The sequence below is a fragment of the Pseudoalteromonas sp. Ps84H-4 genome (assembly GCF_024124645.1).
In the GTDB taxonomy this organism is placed as follows: Bacteria; Pseudomonadota; Gammaproteobacteria; order Enterobacterales; family Alteromonadaceae; genus Pseudoalteromonas; species Pseudoalteromonas lipolytica_C.
Genome location: NZ_JAMXSK010000004.1, coordinates 139,378 through 157,271 on the forward strand (window position 1 = coordinate 139,378; position 17,894 = coordinate 157,271).

Here is a 17,894-nt window from a genome sequence, read left to right on the forward strand (position 1 = left end):
ACCATATTTTGGCACTTAATCGTATTTAGAACCGATAAATTGGCACGCTCAGTAATTGTGCAAATCGTCGTCATTCTTTTTACGCACCAAAATGATCTTTTTTCGCACCAAAACAGTGCATAAAAAGTTAACATAACAACAAGCGGTTTCTTTTTTATCAGCCTTAACAACACCTTAAAAAAATGGCATGAAACCAGCTTACATAGAGCAAAGCAATAATGCAGCAAAAATAAAACCCAACAATTGGAGGACACATGTCACAATCGGTTTTAGATTTTATCAAAGAAAATGACGTTAAGTTCATTGATTTACGCTTTACTGATACCAAAGGTAAAGAACAGCATGTTTCTATTCCTCATCACCAAATTGATGAAGATTTCTTCGAAGACGGCAAAATGTTTGACGGTTCTTCAATTGCAGGTTGGAAAGGCATCAACGAATCAGATATGGTGCTTATGCCTGTTCCTGAGTCTGCTAAAATGGACCCGTTTTCTGAAGAAGCTACACTAATCATCCGTTGTGACGTAGTTGAGCCTTCAACACTTCAAGGTTACGAGCGTGACCCACGTTCAGTTGCAAAACGCGCTGAAGAGTACATGCGTTCTACAGGTATCGCTGATACTGTATTATTTGGTCCAGAGCCAGAATTCTTCCTTTTTGATGACGTTAAATACAAATCAGACATGTCTGGTTCTATGTACAAAATCGATTCTGTAGAAGCTGCTTGGAACTCAGATAAAGATTACGAAGGTGGCAACATGGGTCACCGTCCAGGTGTTAAAGGCGGTTACTTCCCGTGTTCACCTGTTGATTCATCACATGACTGGCGTTCAGCAACTTGTTTAGTTCTTGAAGAACTAGGTCAAGTAGTAGAAGCTCACCACCACGAAGTAGCAACTGCAGGTCAAAATGAGATCGCAACTCGCTTCAATACAATGGTATTAAAAGCTGACGAAATCCAAGAGATGAAATATGTTATCCATAACATGGCTCACTTATACGGAAAAACAGCGACATTCATGCCTAAGCCAATCGTAGGTGATAACGGTTCTGGTATGCACTGTCACCAATCTCTAGGTAAAGATGGCGTAAACATCTTCGCTGGTGACAAATACGCTGGTCTATCTGAAGAAGCACTTTACTACATCGGTGGTATCATCAAGCACGCTAAAGCAATCAACGCATTCGCTAACGCGTCAACTAACTCATACAAGCGTCTAGTTCCGGGCTTCGAAGCACCAGTAATGCTTGCATACTCTGCACGTAACCGTTCTGCTTCAATCCGTATCCCAGTGGTACCGTCTGCTAAAGCACGTCGTATCGAAGTACGTTTCCCTGATCCAACAGCTAACCCATACTTAGCGTTCTCTGCAATGCTTATGGCTGGCCTTGACGGTATCAAAAACAAGATCCACCCAGGTGATGCAATGGATAAAGACTTATACGATCTTCCAGCTGAAGAAGCTGCAGAGATCCCACAAGTTGCATCTTCACTGCAAGAAGCATTAGATTCATTAGATGCTGACCGTGAGTTCTTAAAAGCTGGCGGCGTATTCACTGATGACCTTATCGATGCTTACATTGCACTTAAGGGCAAAGAAGTTGAAAAGCTTAACATGACAACTCACCCAGTTGAGTTCGAAATGTACTACAGCGTTTAATTTAACGCCGTATCAGAATTATCAGATTGATAATAAATGTGTGTTCTCAAGCCCGCTTTGCGGGCTTTTTTGATGGTAATTTGGCCAATTCTACTCTAAAGTTTTAGTTAGATTAGATAACCTAGGGTCACAGAGTGAAAAACACGATTTTATTAGTATTACTCCTTTTTACAGTATGCAATTACGCACAAAGTGAAGTAAAAAAAATTTACTCGTGGAAAGATGAGAATGGTGTTTTAGTGTTCTCAGACTCACCTCGCCCTGGGGCTAAAGAAGTAAAGCTCAATACTCAAAACCTCACCATGCCTAAAACCGACACCAGCATACTTGATAACCCCGCTAGTGCGACACCTGTAAACTTTAAAATAACGATTTCCTCACCAGAAAATGAGGCAACCGTTCGAGAGAATACAGGCTCAGTATACGTCACAGCACGAGTGAGTCCGCGTTTTGCAACAGGCTTCAAAGTACAGCTGATAGTCGATGGCACACCTCACGGAAAATCGAGTAATAGCACGACCTTTGCATTGCGAAATGTCGACCGAGGCGAACACACATTACAAGCAAAACTCATAGATGCGAATAATAAAGTCGTTTCGGTTAGCCCTGTTAGCACTTTCTACATGCACAGAGCATCGATACTTAATTGAAACTAATTTTTTCGAGTCGGTATCATGCAAAGTAAATGGATTGTGCTAAGCTGCTGTTAATTGCAACGCACTAAAATGGTGCAAACATGCTCAGTGATACACATTTTAATTCTGAACTACTCGAAAGTATTTGGAAAAATTTAAGTACAGCCGTTATTTTGCTCGATAATGATTTTAAACTGGTTTATGCAAATGATAGTGCCAGTGAGCTATTAGGCTTAGGTCCAAAGCGTATAATTAATCAGCCATTCGATAACTTATTTAACTACCACTCCATTGACCTAAAACGTATTGCTCAGTACTCGTTGTTTGATGGCGTTGACTGCCACCAGCATAGAGCTGACGTGGTGTTCGTCGATTCTCGCCATGCTAAGCTAACCATTAGCACCCGCCGAATAAACAGCAATAATGAAAATTATATTTTGTTTGAGTGCCGACAAATGGATGATGAAATTCGCCACGATCAAGCATCAAATCAAATGCACCAATATCAAGCCGCACGCAATTTAATTCGTGGTTTAGCACACGAAATTAAAAATCCTTTGGGTGGAATACGCGGAGCGGCGCAATTATTGCAGTACGAGGTTGATCAGCAAGAGCGTGATCAATGTGCAGAGCTTATCATTGAGCAAGCTGACCGATTACGAGAGCTCGTAGACCGTTTACTTGGTCCAAACCAATTGCCACATAAATCATATGGCAATATTCACCAAGCTCTTGAGTCAGTGATTAAGCTTAGCATGTTAGATAACAGCGCTAATATCACTTTAGTGAAAGACTATGATCCAAGTATACCGAGTGTGTACATTGACCAAAGTAAAATTCAACAAGTGGTACTTAACATTATTCGCAATGCACAGCAGGCTCTGGTTGATGGTGGCGAAATTAGAATAAAAACCCGTATTAACCATCAACATAGACGTCCTGGTAAAGCACCGAAGAAAACCTTGCTGATCCAGATTTCAGATAATGGTCCAGGAATAGATAAGAGTTTAAGAGAAACCTTGTTTTATCCAATGATCACTAACAAAGAAAATGGTTCAGGACTAGGGTTATCCATTGCACAGACTTTGGTTGATCAACACGGTGGACACATTGACTGCGATAGTTGGCCAGGCCATACAGAATTTAATATCTATTTGCCTTTTACGGATTAATGGTTTTTTGGAGTAGTCATGAAAACAGTTTGGTTAGTTGATGATGATGCCTCAATACGCTTTGTATTAGAAAAAGCGCTGGCGCGAGCAGGATTTGAAACAGAAAGTTATGCAAATGCACAAGATGTGCTTAACGCACTCAAGTTTAGTCAGCCTACCGTTCTAGTGTCAGATGTAAGAATGCCTGGTATGGATGGTATGGCATTACTTGAAACAATTGCCGAACAAAACCCTGGGTTGCCAGTCATCATTATGACTGCACACTCAGACTTAGACTCAGCGGTAAATGCATTCCAAAAAGGCGCATTTGAATACCTTGCAAAACCATTTGATCTAGATGAAGCAGTTGCGCTGGTAGAGAGCGCCTGTCGTGCTAATTCAACAAAAAAAACCAAGCGTAAGCAAGCACCACAAACGAATGCCCATATCATAGGCGAAGCGCCTGCGATGCAAGAGGTGTTTCGCGCGATTGGTAAATTATCAGCATCAAGTATGAGCGTGCTAATTAATGGTGAATCAGGAACAGGTAAAGAGCTTGTTGCCAGTGCCCTACACAATCATAGTCCGCGTAAAGAAAACCAATTTATCGCTTTAAATATGGCTGCCATTCCAAAAGAGTTAGTAGAATCAGAATTGTTTGGCCATGAAAAAGGCGCGTTTACAGGGGCCGACAGTATTCGTAAAGGTCGTTTTGAACAAGCTAATGGTGGTACCTTATTTTTAGATGAAATTGGTGACATGCCACTTGATGTACAAACGCGTTTGTTACGTGTATTAGCCGATGGTGAATTTTACCGAGTTGGTGGCCATCAAAGCATTAAAGTAGATGTGCGTATTATCGCTGCAACACACCAAAATCTCGAAGATTTAGTTAAACAAGGCAAGTTCCGTGATGACTTGTTTCATCGTCTTAACGTTGTGCGTTTACGCTTACCAGCGCTACGCGAACGTACCGAAGACATTGAACGTCTTGCACAGCACTTTTTACATAAAAGTGCCAAAGAGCTTCAAGTTGAAAGCAAAATACTAAGCCCTAAAGCCACAGAGCAACTACGCTTATTCAATTGGCCAGGTAACGTGCGCCAACTAGAAAACACCTGTCGCTGGTTAACAGTAATGGCTCCGGGTGAGCTTATCAGCGAACAAGATTTACCGCCCGAAATAGTTGCCGCAGCTCCAGTGGAACAGGAAGGTGATTGGCTGGATGCATTTCAGCAATGGCTCAACCTTGAGCTTAAACAAGGTAAAGAAAATATCTGGCCGGCTATACAAGCACAGCTAGAAACTCGCTTGATTAAAACAGCATTAGCCAATTGTGCGGGGCACAAGCAAGACGCCGCGGTGAAAATTGGTTGGGGCCGCAATACATTGACCCGTAAGTTAAAAGAGCGCAATATTAGCTAATTTATCGCCATAAAATGTGAATCAATGAAGTTAATCGAACACATACCACTCATTAAACAAATGGAAATAATTAACAGATTGTCGTTCTTTAGAGAGTTTACTCTTAGTGAACGACAAGTGTTATTAGAGTCATTCAGTCATTTATATTTGGTTAAACAAGGCCGTGCTGTTTTCAAGCAGTACGACAATGACAAGCGTTTGTATATTGTTCTAAGTGGTTCACTGATGGTGTTCAAGCAAAGTCATTTACATGAGCTTGGCATTATTGACCCAGGTGAGTTTATCGGTGAAGGTGCTTTTATTAACAATCGGGAACATAGCACAAGCGCCCGTGCTAGAGTAGATACTATTTTATTAGCTATCGCCCCCGAAGCACTCACCCGCTTGCCCAATGTGATCCGCGAGAAAATTAAAGATCGCATAATCGAAGGCATGAGTGAGCGTATTGTGAAATTGAGTAATTATCTCGAATCACGTAGCTAATCCATATACACAACTTGCAATGAACAATTAAGCCAACCTGGTTTATTTACACGTGCTGTGTAACGGTAGGTATCTGATGGTTTCATACCAAATGGGGTACTCACTTCTGGCGTTAAATGGCTGTAACTTTGCGAATAGTTTTTATAATAAATGACTAAATAGCCGTATAAGTAATCCCAGTCCAATGAGACTCGTCTACCACTCGCTAGGTTAAACTCGGCCTGTTTATCACTAAATTTGACCGCAAGGCCGTTAAACTCATCCTCAACGCAACCCGTTGTTATTACTCGAGCCGGCATAGTGAAACTAGTTGAGCCATTTTTTGCTCGTAAGTAAAAGCCTATATTGCCTTGATTGTAAAAGTGATTAGCCTCTGTGGTGTACTTAATTTCAGCTTGATAACCCAGCCCCTGCATAATTTCTGCAAGTTGCTCGGTTTCATGAGTGAGAATTTTATCGCTCGATAACATTAAGGTTGCATCAGCAAAGTCTCTTGGAATAGGGAGCTTTGTGTATTCGTAGGGTAAGCTTTGCTCATTTAAAGCATGCTCTAATGTGTGCAACTGTTGTTGATCAAGATTTTCTGTGTATACGTAGACTGTTGGTTGCTGACAACCTGCCAAAATTAAAAATATGGCTGCTGAAATTATCCTTTTCATTTTCTTTCTCGCTTTAGATTACAAATGTAGTCTAAAGCGAGAAAAACAATAAATCAATTAATTCAGGTGCTTTTTCAGCCAATTATTAACACTTTGCCGAGTGTAGAGAATATCTTTAAATAAGCGGTGGGTTTGATGCTGAAGCAGTTTTTCTTTATTTGCTTCACCTGAAGTCAATTGGCTATGGTTATCATTAAAGCGAGAAATTAATGCAAATCCCTGTTCTGACTTTTCAGGCTGCGACTTTATAGCTTGAGTTAGCAAAGCTCGCACATCATCTGCCGCTAGCAATGATGAATCTTGTAATCCCATTAACTCTTTTCTTAGCGCTGATCTTACGCCCATTACTACTACTCCAGAACGAATCTAAAAATATTAAACGGATAAGCAATTAGCAATTTGTACACCAATTTCATACGCGCGCAGTGTAGCCAGCAAATACTGCAGTTTTTTTACTGTTTTTAAAAATCTCAGATTATTTATTGCTGTAAATTTTAACCGCTTGAAGAGTTTGAAAATTTAATCTTGGTTCAATTGAGTGCTAGGCTTTATAATGGCTGCGACTGAATTAAGAGAGACCAACATGAACGAAGATTTCATCGAAATTGAACTAGAAGAAGAGCCAATAGAGCTATGTAACTTGCTAAAAGTGCTCGACCTAGTCGAAACAGGTGGCCAAGCAAAAGCCTTAATTGGTGAAGGTTATGTTGGGGTTAACTATGAAATTTGTACAATAAAGCGGAAAAAATTATACAGTGGTGACGTGCTTGCTTTTGATGGTGAGTTGTTCCAGCTTACATTAAGCGAAGATGCAACACCAAATCCTCGTCCACCAGAATCAGTACAAAAAGCACAACCACAAAGCTCTGAAGAAGCACCAAAAAAATCAAAACGTAAACGCACTAAAAAACCAAAAGTAGACGAAAAAACCGGCCGCCGCCCTATCTCTTTTGGTTAACTAAATCTTGCTTAGTTAGCATAAATCACCTTTAATTGAATGTGATAATAACAACAATAAAAGGTGATTTATGACCCCTCCTGCTTGGCTTAAACCACTTGCTTGGGCTGCACTTGTTTGGAATCTGTTAGGTGTTTTTGCGTTTATCATGCAACAGTTAATGACTCCTGAAATGATTGCTTTACTACCCGAGAATCAACAAGACGCATACCGCAACATCCCCCTTTGGTCTACTGCAGCCTTTGCTGTAGCGGTGTTTTCAGCATGCCTTGGCAGTATTATGCTAATTGTTCGAAAAGCCCTAGCCAGAGAGTTTTTTTTAGTGTCATTTATCGCTGTGTTAGTACAGCAATATTATAACTTTGTAGTGATCGATAGCCTTGCTATGTTTGGCAGTAGTGCACTGGCAATGCCATTTTGCGTTATTGTGATTGGCTTAGTCTTACTTTTGATTAGTAATAAAGGTAAGCAAGAAAGCTGGCTTAATTGACACACTTATTCATGAAAACTATTTTAAATATCTACACTTTAATCTGCCCTTTACACTTGAAATAAATCACATAGGCATCAACTATATTTAAGTAGCATATTTTTTCATCAGCAGAAAAATTTACCAGCTGGTATTAAGTTTGCAATAGCAATGTGTCTATTTCAAAAGGAAACACAAAAGCGAGCTTTGCTTGCTCAAACCACAGGGGCAAATAATGAATAATAGTTTTGATACCCAAAAACAGCTTACAATTAATGGTGAACAATACCATATTCACTCTTTACAAGGTTTAGGCGACAAAGCCAAACGTCTACCATTTTCGTTAAAAATATTACTCGAAAACCTGTTGCGCAATGAAGATGGCGTCAACATTAAAAAGCAAGACATTGAAGCCTTACTCAACTGGGACCCACAAGCTAAACCATCTGCTGAAGTTGCCTTTACACCTGCACGCGTAGTAATGCAAGACTTCACAGGGGTTCCTGCAATTGTTGACTTAGCGGCGATGCGCGATGCCATGGAAAAACTCGGTGGTGATCCTGCAAAGATAAATCCACTGTCACCTGCTGAGCTGGTTATTGACCACTCAGTGCAAGTCGATGGCTACGGTGAAGATGGCTCATTTGATCTAAATGCGAAGCTTGAATATGAGCGCAACAAAGAACGTTACGAATTTTTACGTTGGGGCCAAACCGCTTTTGATAACCTAAAAGTTGTGCCACCAGCAACCGGTATCGTTCACCAAGTTAATTTAGAATATTTAGCCCGCGTGGTATTTAACGATAGTAAAAACGGTAAATCACTCGCTTACCCAGATACCCTCGTTGGTACTGACTCACATACGACTATGATCAATGGTCTTGGGGTACTTGGTTGGGGCGTAGGTGGTATCGAAGCCGAAGCCGCAATGCTTGGCCAACCAATCAGCTTACTTATTCCTCAAGTTATTGGCTTTAAGCTCAATGGTCGCCTGCCTGAAGGTACAACTGCAACCGACCTTGTGCTAACCGTGACAGAAATGCTACGTAAACATGGTGTGGTTGGAAAATTTGTTGAATTTTATGGTGATGGTCTTGCTGATTTACCACTTGCTGACCGCGCGACAATCGCCAATATGGCGCCTGAGTATGGTGCAACTTGCGGTATTTTCCCGATTGACGACGAAACTATTAACTACCTACGTTTAACTAACCGTGATGAGGAGCAACTTAAGCTTATTGAGGACTATGCTAAGCACCAAGGCTTATGGCGTAACCCTGGCGATGAAGCTCACTACACAGATACGCTTGAATTATCACTTGATGATGTCGTGCCAAGCCTTGCAGGTCCTAAACGCCCGCAAGATAGAATCGCCCTTGATAAAGCTGGTAGCATTATCGGTGAACACCTTCGTGGCTTTCAAGAAGAGCGCATGCAACAACGTGATAAAAGCGATGTTCAAGAAGCCCGCATTGAAGATGAAGGTCCAACAACTAACCCAGATGATCAGGTAAACGAAGCCCAATACATGGGTGCTGCCAAGGTTAACTTTAAAGGCGAGGAGTTTGAGCTTAAAGACGGCGCTTGTGTGATTGCTGCAATCACAAGTTGTACAAACACCTCAAACCCAAGTGTAATTCTAGCTGCTGGATTAGTTGCGAAGAAAGCAAAACAATTAGGCTTAAAGGTTAAACCTTGGGTTAAAACTTCACTCGCTCCAGGCTCACAAGTGGTGACTGATTACTTGAAAAAAGCCGACTTAATGGATGATTTAGATGCGTTAGGCTTTAACCTTGTCGGTTATGGTTGTACAACCTGTATCGGTAACTCAGGCCCGCTGGCCGATGAGATCAGTGAAGCAATTCAAAAGCATAAACTGGTCGTAAGCTCTATTTTATCGGGTAACCGTAACTTTGAAGGTCGTATACACCAAGATGTGAAAATGAACTTCTTAGCCTCACCGCCACTCGTTGTTGCTTACGCTATTGCAGGTCGCACAGATATTGATGTATATAACGAGCCATTAGCGCAAGATCCGAATGGTAATGACATTTACCTGAAAAATATCTGGCCAAGTGTTAGCGAAGTTAACGACCTTGTCCGTGAAACAGTGACTAAAGAAATGTTCGCATCAAGCTATGGCAATGTGTATCAAGGCGATGATCGTTGGCAGAAAATTCAAATTCCTGATGGCAAACTATATGATTGGGATGATGCGTCAACCTACATCAAAAAAGCGCCATTCTTTGATGGTATGGAAATTGAGCCTCCAGGAATTCCAAGCATTAGTGGTGCACGCTGTTTAGCAAAATTAGGTGACTCAGTTACAACCGACCACATTTCGCCAGCAGGTGCGATTAAAGCTGATGCTCCTGCAGGTCTTTACTTACAAGATCACGGTGTACAAAAAGCACAATTTAACTCTTATGGATCACGCCGTGGTAATCACGAAGTGATGATGCGCGGTACCTTTGCTAATGTGCGTTTACGCAACCTACTAGCGCCGGGCACTGAAGGCGGTGTTACCCGTATACAACCAAGTGATGAACTTGCCAGTATTTATGATGCAGCAATGCAGTACCAGCAAGACGGCACACCTCTGATTATTTTAGCGGGCGCAGAATATGGCACAGGTTCATCACGAGACTGGGCAGCAAAAGGCTCATTATTACTGGGTGTTAAAGCTGTTATTGCACAAAGTTATGAGCGTATTCACCGCTCTAACCTGATAGGTATGGGTGTATTACCACTGCAATTTAAAGAAGGTGAAAGCTATGAGTCTCTGGGCCTTACAGGTCAAGAGTCATTTGACTTTGAGGGCTTATACGACAAAACCAATGAAGTCAGTGTGATTGCCACTAACAGCGAAGGCAAACAAATTAGCTTTAGTGTTGATGTGCGCATAGATACTCCTAAAGAATGGGATTACTACAAACACGGCGGTATTTTACAGTATGTACTTCGTAATATGCTGGCTGAGCAATAACTGCTTTTAAGTTGACGAAGGGGCTGAATTTTCAGCCCCTTTTTTGTTTAAATCACTAACAATACCAATCCGCAATAATACTTAATCATTTTGAGGGATTAAACCTGTCGCTACCTGCGTTAAAAATTTCTGATTTAGAACAACTAAATAACGAAATTTTTGCCTTGTTACCAACGAGGTTTTATTGCCTCAAAATAGACCACTTAATTAAGCGAATTGGTATAAATTGCAGTTTAGACCAACACACTTATTTACAAAAAATGAAAAGCACATAAAAATCAGAATGTTAAAATTGGACCATAGTTTGCAAATGCTAACCAGATAACAATCACAATAATTTTGGAATCCATATGACTATTGCATCATTCAAACGCGCAATTTGCGCAACGGCCATTTCATCAAGTTTATTATTAACGGGCTGTGTTATTCATGTCTCTCCGGGTCAAATCGCAGAACAAAAACAACAAGACTTAAGCATTTCTGCTGCCAATATAAGCGAGTTAAAAATTGATGCCGAAGCAGGCTCATTGATCATCAAAGGCGACAGCAATACAAAAGATATCACCGTAAATGCCAATATCTATGCCGCAAAAGGCGATGAAACCTATACACTAACCCTCGAAAAGCACGGCGACACGGCTGAGCTTATCAGCAAGCTCAATAATGGTAGCTTGTCGTTTTACAGTGGCTCATCCCCTCATATTGATTTAATTGTCTCTGTGCCTAGCAACCTCAAACTAGAGATCGATGATGACTCAGGTGATATCGTGATACGTGCGATGCAAAACGATATCAGCATTGATGATGATTCTGGCTCAATCATTATTGAACAAGGCAGAAATATCAACATAGATGATGACTCCGGCGATATTCGCATTAGCAATGTCAGCGGCAATATCAGCATTGAAGACGACTCTGGCTCAATCATGATTGACCAAGGTCAAGGGCGTATTGATATTGAAGATGACTCTGGTGATATCCGCATCGAAAACAGCCAAGGCCCTGCACGTATTATTGATGAATCAGGTAGTATCAGCGTTAAAACATTGGCTGGTGCGCTTACTATCGAAGATGGCTCTGGTGATATAGATGTAAGACAAATCAAAGGGCTGGTTACCATTACCGATGGCTCTGGCAGCATTTATGTTGATGACACACTTGGCCTGACAATTATCGAAGCGGGTTCAGGTGATTTAAGTATCGATAACATCAACGGCCCAGTAAAATTGGACAAATAACCGACAATTGCTTGATTTAGAACAACCCTATTAATTACAACAGCACCTACACTTTAATTATGGCTAAAGTGAGGTGCTTGTATGACTGAACAAACCATCATTCGAATCTTAAAAACCTTTATCATTTTAGGTATTTGCCTAATTATATTGGGGCACTCTTTATTAGCCGGTAATTACTTAAGTGATAGCATGGGTATACATGGCATTATGATCAGCGCAGCGTGTATTGCTGTTGGTGTGCTATTCTCACTACCCACCAAAATTTATCTCACTATTTTACTGATGAAAATGGAAAGCGACCTCACAGCGCAAAACAAACAAAGTTAATTTCCACCTTGCTTTTTGAGCTGCTGTTCAAGTTGCTTGTTACGTTGCTCCATAAGCTGTTTTGCTTGCTCAGCGTCTTGCATCATTTTTTGTACGTTTTTAGGGTCGTATACCCCAAGCGTTGAAGGTGTTTCGTCAGCTTTAACTGTTGCTGCTTGCTTCTCATCTGCTTGAAATGTCTCTGCAGGTAACACAGTTATATCGTTCGGATCTAAACTTACCGCGATACTAAAATAATTAGGATGGGGTGTATCAGCATAGTGCCACTGCCCTTGTTCATCTTGCCATTTATAAACAACAACAGGTGCATTTGCGTCTTTGCTCAAGCTCAACTTCTCAGTGAGCTTTTTAGCTTGGCTAGTAAGCGTATCGGCTCCTTGCGAAGCAAAATCACTCACATCATCACTGACTTTTTCTGAATAACGCTCAAACATGCCCAGCTCTAGGTAAGGTTTACCGTCTGGCTTTTTAATGTAAAACAGCAGCGCAACACTGGTTAAGAGCAGCATCACAGCAAAATAACAAAAGCGTTTCATAATTCCATTTACACATTATTGGTAGTTACTCACAATCTTAGCAAATTCCCCCGATGATTTAAGACCTTTCATAAAGTCATTAAATTTTTCGCTCATGCGCTTACCTTTTTCATTATAAATGAACTGTAGTTGCATCGGCGCTTTGCCCACGTTGTAGTCACTAACAGTAAACTTTTTAAAGGCATCATTTTGTGCGGCATACCATTGCAAGGTATTTTTTGCGATGACGGCAACACGTTGATTTTGTTTTTGATCAAGTAAAGCATTCAACATGTCTAATTCAGAATAGAAGTCTTCTCGGTGTACTTTTCCTGAAGCAAACAAAGCTTCAAATTGCGGATAGGTATAGCCAAATCGCGTCAGTACAGCAAAACCATTCAGTTTATCAAGTGGAGGGATATGACAACCATTTGGCATCACCAGCACGTCTTCGACAACTGCAATCATATCACTCCAATAATAGTGATTTTCGCCTCTGTACCACTGCTCAGACTCCAACCTCACATCAACCTTTCCCTCATCCAGTAAATGCTGAGAGCGCACTTCAGGTACGAGAATATAACTAATTTGCACTTTGTACTTTTCAGCGAAACGTTCAAGTAGCTCATCAACTAAGCCTTTTTGTTTCTCGCTCGCAAAATGATAAGGAGGGTAATCTGTGTCATAGAGTGCAACACGCAGCGTTTCAGCTCGTACTAAAGGAGCAATAAATAATAAAAATAAAAATACAACAACACGACTCATAATTTTCTCTCACAGAATTAAGCCTGAGATTGTATATAAATAGCACAAAAAAAGCGCAACCTTGGTTACGCTTTACGAAAATTCTGATAGGAATTTAGGATTAGATACCATCACCGTCAATATGTAAGCCACATTCACGGTTTAAACCGAAGAAACGCGTCTCTTCTTCTGTCATGCCCGGTTCAAGTTTACGTGTTGTGTGAACATCGCCCATCGACACATAACCTTGCTCCCAAAGTGGGTGATAAGGTAAATCATGTTTCGTTAGATACTGATAGATGTCACGGTTGTTCCACTCAATAAGTGGATACACTTTCACAGTCCCTCGGCTGATTTCAACAATTTGCTTATCAGCTCGGCTAGATGACTGATCGCGACGCAAGCCACTAAACCAAGTACCTGCATCCAGCTCGTTTAAGGCACGAGTCATTGGCTCAACTTTATTCAGTTGATTGTACTGCTTAATGCCTTCTTCACCTTGCTCCCAAAGCTTACCAAACTTCGCTTCTTGCCACGCAGGGCTAAGCTCAGCTTTATAAACTTTAAGATTAAGCGAAAGTCGTTCGGTCATTTGCTCAATGAACTGATAGGTTTCAGGAAACAAATAACCGGTATCTGTCAGTACCACCGGAATATCTGGCTGCTGTGATGTCACTAAGTGCAACATCACCGCCGCTTGAATACCAAAACTCGACGACAAAAAGTGCGTGCTTGGTAAGTTTTCAAGTGCCCAAGCAACACGCTCTTCAGCGCTTTTATCAGCCAGAAGACCATTTATATCAGCCAGCATGGCTGTTTGGTTTTCTTTGCTCATCGTTAAGATGTTTTTAAATTCACTCATGGTTAATTCCAAACCTTAAAGCGGTGTCGCTTATAAAATTATGCGTGAAAATCAGTTACTGAAACTTTAACTTCAGCAACAATGCCTTTGCGAATTACAAAATCACCAAAACACTCGCCTTCATTACGCTCACTTGCCCATTGGCCAATTAGCTTATCGAATGCGTCTAGGTATACGTCTTCGCCAACATTTTCTAAATACAGTTTTGGAATACGCGTGCCTTCACGGTTACCACCTAAGTACACGTTGTATTTTCCTGGACCTTTACCAACCAGACCCGCTTCTGCCAACATTGCACGGCCACAGCCATTCGGACAACCCACAACACGCATAATGATGTTGTCATCGCCAATACCATGTTTCGCTAATAGCGCTTCTGTTTTCTCAATTAAGCTTGGTAAATAACGCTCAGCTTCTGCCATCGCTAACGGACACGTTGGTAATGCCACACACGCCATTGAGTTTTTACGCTGCTCTGTATGGCTGTCATCAATCAGGCCATGGTTACGAGCGATCTCTTCGATTACCGCTTTTTGATCAGCCGGAACACCTGCGATGATCAAGTTTTGGTTTGCCGTCATGCGGAAATCACCTTGGTGAATTTCAGCAATTTTACGACAGCCTGTTTTTAGCGGTTTATCTGGGTAATCTAAAATACGGCCACTTTGAATAAACAGCGTTAAGTGGTGCTTACCATCAATACCTTCAACCCAACCGATACGGTCACCACGGTGAGTGAACTCATACGGGCGGCTCTGTTCAAATTTAACACCGGCACGTTTTTCAACTTCAGCTTTAAATACATCAGAACCTACACGGTCAAGTGTGTACTTAGTTTTTGCATTTTTACGGTTTGAGCGGTTACCCCAATCACGTTGTACAGACACCACGTGTTCAGCAATTTTCAAGGTGTGCTCAAGTGGAATAAAACCAAAGTCATCCGCTTTACGAGGATACGTTGCTGTATCACCGTGAGTCATCGCAAGACCACCACCCACTAACACGTTAAAACCAACTAACTTGCCGTTTTCTGCAATTGCCACGAAGTTTAGGTCGTTCGCATGCACATCCACTTCATTATTCGGTGGAATTGTTACTGTGGTTTTAAACTTACGCGGTAAATAAGTTGAACCTAAAATTGGCTCTTCAGTGGTTTCACTCTTTTCACCATCTAACCAAATTTCAGCGTATGCTTTGGTTTTTGGTAATAGGTGCTCTGAGATCTTCGCAGCCCACTCGTAAGCTTCTTGGTGAAGCTCAGACTCAACAGGGTTAGTCGTACATAATACGTTTCGGTTTACATCGCCCGCCGTTGCAATTGAATCAATGCCCACGCTATTAAGCATTTGGTGCATGCCTTTAATATTTGGCTTAAGCACACCATGGAACTGGAAAGTTTGACGCGTGGTTAAACGAATACTGCCATAGCTGGTTTTCTCTTCAGCAAACTTATCAATCGCTAACCATTGCTCTGGCTTGATGATACCGCCAGGCATACGAGCACGTAGCATAACGTTATGTAACGGCTCTAATTTTTGTTTAGCGCGTTCAGGGCGAATGTCACGGTCATCTTGCTGGTACATGCCGTGGAAACGGATCAGTTGGAAGTTATCAGCAGTGAAACCACCGGTGATCTCGTCTTTTAAATCTTGCTCAATTGTGCCACGTAAAAAATTACTTTCTCTTTTCAAACGCTCGTTATCAGAAAGCTTTACGTTTTTGTCTTGTTCGCTCATGGTATTTCCTAAATTTGTTACAGTGACGGCTGTTAGCTTTAAACGTGATTAGTACACGTCTTTCTGATAGCGATTTGCGCTACGTAAATCTTTTAAATATTGCTCAGCTTGTTCATCATCTTTGCCGCTATTTTCTTTGATAATGTCTACAAGCGCCTGATGAACATCTTTCGCCATACGGTTTGCATCACCACATATATAGAAATGAGCACCCGCTTCTAACCAAGCAAATACTTCTTGGCTGTTTTTGCGAAGTTTGTCTTGAACATATACTTTTTCCGCTTGATCACGGCTAAACGCCACATCCACTTTAGTCAGTAAACCTGACTTCAAGTAACCTTGAATTTCAACTTGATATAAGAAGTCTTGAGTAAAGTGTGGGTTACCAAAGAATAACCAGTTTTTACCACTTGCTTCACGAGCATCACGCTCTTGTAAAAACGCACGGAATGGTGCAATACCCGTACCCGGACCTACCATAATAATTGGCGTTTCATCATTAGCCGGTAAACGGAAATTATCGTTATGCTCACTGAATACTTTTACTTTGCAACCTTCTTCAGCACGACGCGCTAAATAGCCAGAACACCCACCTAAGTGCTCGCTACCAAATGCATCAAACTCAACCAGACCCACAGTTAAGTGAACTTCATCTTCAACTTCAGCTTGGCTAGATGCAATCGAATATAAACGCGCTTGTAGTTTACGTAAGCAGTCTACTAAGGTTTGCGCTTCTAGTTGAGCTGGGTTTTGACGAATAATATCGAAGATTTGGCGAGGTTCGATGTACTCACGCATTGCCGCTTTATCTTCAACTAACTTTAATAATTCAGGGTTGCCAGTTGCTGTTGCATATTTTTCAACAAAACCTGGATATGACTGGGTTAACTCTAATTTTTCGATTAATGCATCACGAATACTGAGCTCTTCGTCGCCTAGTTTAACCGTGCTAGATGCATCGATTTGGGTAAGCGCAAGGACTTCATCAACAAGTGCTTCATCATTCAAGAAGTAAACGCCCAGCGAATCACCCGGTGTATAGGTGATGTCTGAACCTTCTAATGAGATTTCAATATGACGCACATCTTTAGTTGAGTCACGACCGGTAATTTTTTGCACAACACTTAGCTCTGCAGCAAATGGGTTTTGCTTGGTGTATTGGCTTGCTGCTGGCGCTGCTGCTCCAAATGGCATCGCCACAACTTGACCACCACTTGCTTGCTGCTGCGCTTTAAGATCTGGTTCAAACGCATCAAGTGCACCATCAATCCACTTAGCAGCTTCATCATCGTAATCAACATCTAGGTCAGCACGCTGGAAAATAGTTTCTGCGCCAAGCTTGTTAAAACGCTCTTCGAAATCTTTTGCTGTTTGGCAGAAGAATTCGTAGCTTGAGTCACCTAAGCCAATCACAGCCACTTTAACACCATCTAGCTTTGGTGCTTTTTTAGTCGTTAAAAATTCATGGAGGCTTTCAGCATCTTCTGGTGGCTCACCCTCACCGTAGGTTGAAACAACAACCGTGATAAACTTTTCTTTTTTCAGGGCTGTTGGTTTGTAGTCAGCCATGTTTACTAGCTTAGCCGTTAGACCGCGCGACTCTGCTTGCTCTTTTAACTTGCTCGCCACGCCTTTGGCGTTACCCGTTTGCGAGCCGTATAAAATAGTCAGTGGTGCAGCATCACCCGCAGCTGGAGCGGCAGCAACACCACCAGTTAATGCACCTGCATTTGCGTTAGCAGCTAAGTAACCACTTACCCACGCTTGCTGAATTGGATTAAGTTCAGCCACTAAGCCTTGCAGCTTTTGTACTTGCTCTTGCGATAGCGGGCTCGCCGCTGCATTTAGTTGACTTAACAACATGAATTTATTCCTCGTAACCCTGAAAAGTTAACTGCGAAACGAACTTACTACCGTCATTTCGCGAACAATTTTTTCGACTTTAAAGACTAAACAAAAATGCTTTAAAGGTTTATCTGAGCGTGAAGAATAACGGGGTCTGAGGCGATTAAAAAAGAATAGAATCTGCTTTGATATTCCATTTA

Annotated in this window: 17 protein-coding genes; 10 read left to right on the forward strand and 7 right to left on the reverse strand. The window is 41.5% G+C overall.

Going from position 1 to position 17,894, the window contains the following annotated elements:
- Nucleotides 1-254 precede the first annotated feature (254 nt).
- The 5 genes from glnA to NH454_RS06280 all read left to right on the forward strand — a co-directional run bounded on the left by glnA (nucleotide 255) and on the right by NH454_RS06280 (nucleotide 5,355).
- Nucleotides 255-1,661, forward strand: coding sequence for a glutamate--ammonia ligase (gene glnA / locus NH454_RS06260; protein ID WP_135923230.1), 1,407 nt, complete (start codon nucleotides 255-257; stop codon nucleotides 1,659-1,661).
- A 134-nt stretch (nucleotides 1,662-1,795) separates the two neighbouring features.
- The gene (locus tag NH454_RS06265) at nucleotides 1,796-2,311 is read left to right on the forward strand and encodes a DUF4124 domain-containing protein (protein ID WP_135923229.1); all 516 of its coding nucleotides are present in this window, start codon (nucleotides 1,796-1,798) and stop codon (nucleotides 2,309-2,311) included.
- Nucleotides 2,312-2,397: 86 nt separating this feature from the next.
- A complete protein-coding gene (gene glnL / locus NH454_RS06270) occupies nucleotides 2,398-3,468 on the forward strand; it encodes a nitrogen regulation protein NR(II) (RefSeq protein WP_135923228.1) in 1,071 nt (356 codons plus the stop codon).
- 18 nt (nucleotides 3,469-3,486) lie between these two features.
- On the forward strand, nucleotides 3,487-4,872 hold the full coding sequence (ntrC, locus tag NH454_RS06275) for a nitrogen regulation protein NR(I) (protein WP_135923227.1): 1,386 nt from the start codon (nucleotides 3,487-3,489) through the stop codon (nucleotides 4,870-4,872).
- A 24-nt stretch (nucleotides 4,873-4,896) separates the two neighbouring features.
- Nucleotides 4,897-5,355 (forward strand): cyclic nucleotide-binding domain-containing protein, encoded by a 459-nt coding sequence (locus NH454_RS06280; RefSeq protein ID WP_135923226.1) that lies wholly within the window; start codon nucleotides 4,897-4,899, stop codon nucleotides 5,353-5,355.
- On the opposite strand, the gene NH454_RS06285 is transcribed toward NH454_RS06280, so the two are convergent.
- A complete protein-coding gene (locus NH454_RS06285; RefSeq protein WP_135923225.1) occupies nucleotides 5,352-6,014 on the reverse strand; it encodes a hypothetical protein in 663 nt (220 codons plus the stop codon). The genes NH454_RS06280 and NH454_RS06285 overlap by 4 nt on opposite strands.
- 57 nt (nucleotides 6,015-6,071) lie before the next feature.
- Nucleotides 6,072-6,359, reverse strand: coding sequence for a hypothetical protein (locus NH454_RS06290; RefSeq protein WP_253038543.1), 288 nt, complete (start codon nucleotides 6,357-6,359; stop codon nucleotides 6,072-6,074).
- A 238-nt stretch (nucleotides 6,360-6,597) separates the two neighbouring features.
- On the opposite strand from NH454_RS06290, the gene NH454_RS06295 reads away from it, so the two are divergent.
- From NH454_RS06295 to NH454_RS06315, 5 genes are all read left to right on the forward strand, one after another.
- On the forward strand, nucleotides 6,598-6,972 hold the full coding sequence (locus NH454_RS06295; protein WP_138556717.1) for an RNA-binding S4 domain-containing protein: 375 nt from the start codon (nucleotides 6,598-6,600) through the stop codon (nucleotides 6,970-6,972).
- A 70-nt stretch (nucleotides 6,973-7,042) separates the two neighbouring features.
- Entirely contained in the window at nucleotides 7,043-7,462 is a 420-nt protein-coding gene (locus tag NH454_RS06300; protein WP_135923223.1) for a hypothetical protein, read from the forward strand.
- Between the two features lie 214 nt (nucleotides 7,463-7,676).
- Nucleotides 7,677-10,427 carry an aconitate hydratase AcnA gene (gene acnA, locus NH454_RS06305; protein WP_138556659.1) on the forward strand — a complete coding sequence of 917 codons (2,751 nt, stop codon included), beginning with the start codon at nucleotides 7,677-7,679 and terminating at the stop codon, nucleotides 10,425-10,427.
- Between the two features lie 350 nt (nucleotides 10,428-10,777).
- Complete coding sequence (locus NH454_RS06310) at nucleotides 10,778-11,665, forward strand: DUF4097 domain-containing protein (RefSeq protein ID WP_253038544.1); 888 nt, start codon at nucleotides 10,778-10,780, stop codon at nucleotides 11,663-11,665.
- Nucleotides 11,666-11,746: 81 nt separating this feature from the next.
- Complete coding sequence (locus NH454_RS06315) at nucleotides 11,747-11,992, forward strand: hypothetical protein (protein WP_054552382.1); 246 nt, start codon at nucleotides 11,747-11,749, stop codon at nucleotides 11,990-11,992.
- Here the strand turns inward: NH454_RS06315 and NH454_RS06320 are convergent.
- The 5 genes from NH454_RS06320 to NH454_RS06340 all read right to left on the reverse strand — a co-directional run bounded on the left by NH454_RS06320 (nucleotide 11,989) and on the right by NH454_RS06340 (nucleotide 17,712).
- The gene (locus tag NH454_RS06320) at nucleotides 11,989-12,528 is read right to left on the reverse strand and encodes a DUF4124 domain-containing protein (protein WP_253038545.1); all 540 of its coding nucleotides are present in this window, start codon (nucleotides 12,526-12,528) and stop codon (nucleotides 11,989-11,991) included. The genes NH454_RS06315 and NH454_RS06320 overlap by 4 nt on opposite strands.
- A 15-nt stretch (nucleotides 12,529-12,543) precedes the next feature.
- A complete protein-coding gene (locus tag NH454_RS06325) occupies nucleotides 12,544-13,272 on the reverse strand; it encodes a transporter substrate-binding domain-containing protein (RefSeq protein WP_253038546.1) in 729 nt (242 codons plus the stop codon).
- A 100-nt stretch (nucleotides 13,273-13,372) separates the two neighbouring features.
- Nucleotides 13,373-14,113 carry a phosphoadenylyl-sulfate reductase gene (locus NH454_RS06330; protein WP_253038547.1) on the reverse strand — a complete coding sequence of 247 codons (741 nt, stop codon included), beginning with the start codon at nucleotides 14,111-14,113 and terminating at the stop codon, nucleotides 13,373-13,375.
- A gap of 38 nt (nucleotides 14,114-14,151) precedes the next feature.
- Nucleotides 14,152-15,849, reverse strand: a complete 1,698-nt coding sequence (gene cysI / locus NH454_RS06335) for an assimilatory sulfite reductase (NADPH) hemoprotein subunit (protein ID WP_199527622.1) — start codon at nucleotides 15,847-15,849, stop codon at nucleotides 14,152-14,154.
- A 48-nt stretch (nucleotides 15,850-15,897) separates the two neighbouring features.
- Nucleotides 15,898-17,712 (reverse strand): assimilatory sulfite reductase (NADPH) flavoprotein subunit, encoded by a 1,815-nt coding sequence (locus NH454_RS06340; RefSeq protein ID WP_253038548.1) that lies wholly within the window; start codon nucleotides 17,710-17,712, stop codon nucleotides 15,898-15,900.
- Nucleotides 17,713-17,894 lie beyond the last annotated feature (182 nt).

Excerpts from the sequence above, each read along its gene's own strand:
- acnA (WP_138556659.1), top strand. The coding sequence starts at position 7,677 with ATGAATAATAGTTTTGATACCCAAAAACAGCTTACAATTAATGGTGAA.
- glnA (WP_135923230.1), top strand. The coding sequence starts at position 255 with ATGTCACAATCGGTTTTAGATTTTATCAAAGAAAATGACGTTAAGTTC.
- NH454_RS06325 (WP_253038546.1), bottom strand. The coding sequence starts at position 13,272 with ATGAGTCGTGTTGTTGTATTTTTATTTTTATTATTTATTGCTCCTTTA.
- NH454_RS06295 (WP_138556717.1), top strand. The coding sequence starts at position 6,598 with ATGAACGAAGATTTCATCGAAATTGAACTAGAAGAAGAGCCAATAGAG.
- NH454_RS06330 (WP_253038547.1), bottom strand. The coding sequence starts at position 14,113 with ATGAGTGAATTTAAAAACATCTTAACGATGAGCAAAGAAAACCAAACA.
- NH454_RS06285 (WP_135923225.1), bottom strand. The coding sequence starts at position 6,014 with ATGAAAAGGATAATTTCAGCAGCCATATTTTTAATTTTGGCAGGTTGT.
- glnL (WP_135923228.1), top strand. The coding sequence starts at position 2,398 with ATGCTCAGTGATACACATTTTAATTCTGAACTACTCGAAAGTATTTGG.
- NH454_RS06315 (WP_054552382.1), top strand. The coding sequence starts at position 11,747 with ATGACTGAACAAACCATCATTCGAATCTTAAAAACCTTTATCATTTTA.
- NH454_RS06340 (WP_253038548.1), bottom strand. The coding sequence starts at position 17,712 with ATGTTGTTAAGTCAACTAAATGCAGCGGCGAGCCCGCTATCGCAAGAG.
- NH454_RS06310 (WP_253038544.1), top strand. The coding sequence starts at position 10,778 with ATGACTATTGCATCATTCAAACGCGCAATTTGCGCAACGGCCATTTCA.
- cysI (WP_199527622.1), bottom strand. The coding sequence starts at position 15,849 with ATGAGCGAACAAGACAAAAACGTAAAGCTTTCTGATAACGAGCGTTTG.
- NH454_RS06280 (WP_135923226.1), top strand. The coding sequence starts at position 4,897 with ATGAAGTTAATCGAACACATACCACTCATTAAACAAATGGAAATAATT.
- NH454_RS06320 (WP_253038545.1), bottom strand. The coding sequence starts at position 12,528 with ATGAAACGCTTTTGTTATTTTGCTGTGATGCTGCTCTTAACCAGTGTT.
- ntrC (WP_135923227.1), top strand. The coding sequence starts at position 3,487 with ATGAAAACAGTTTGGTTAGTTGATGATGATGCCTCAATACGCTTTGTA.
- NH454_RS06290 (WP_253038543.1), bottom strand. The coding sequence starts at position 6,359 with ATGGGCGTAAGATCAGCGCTAAGAAAAGAGTTAATGGGATTACAAGAT.
- NH454_RS06300 (WP_135923223.1), top strand. The coding sequence starts at position 7,043 with ATGACCCCTCCTGCTTGGCTTAAACCACTTGCTTGGGCTGCACTTGTT.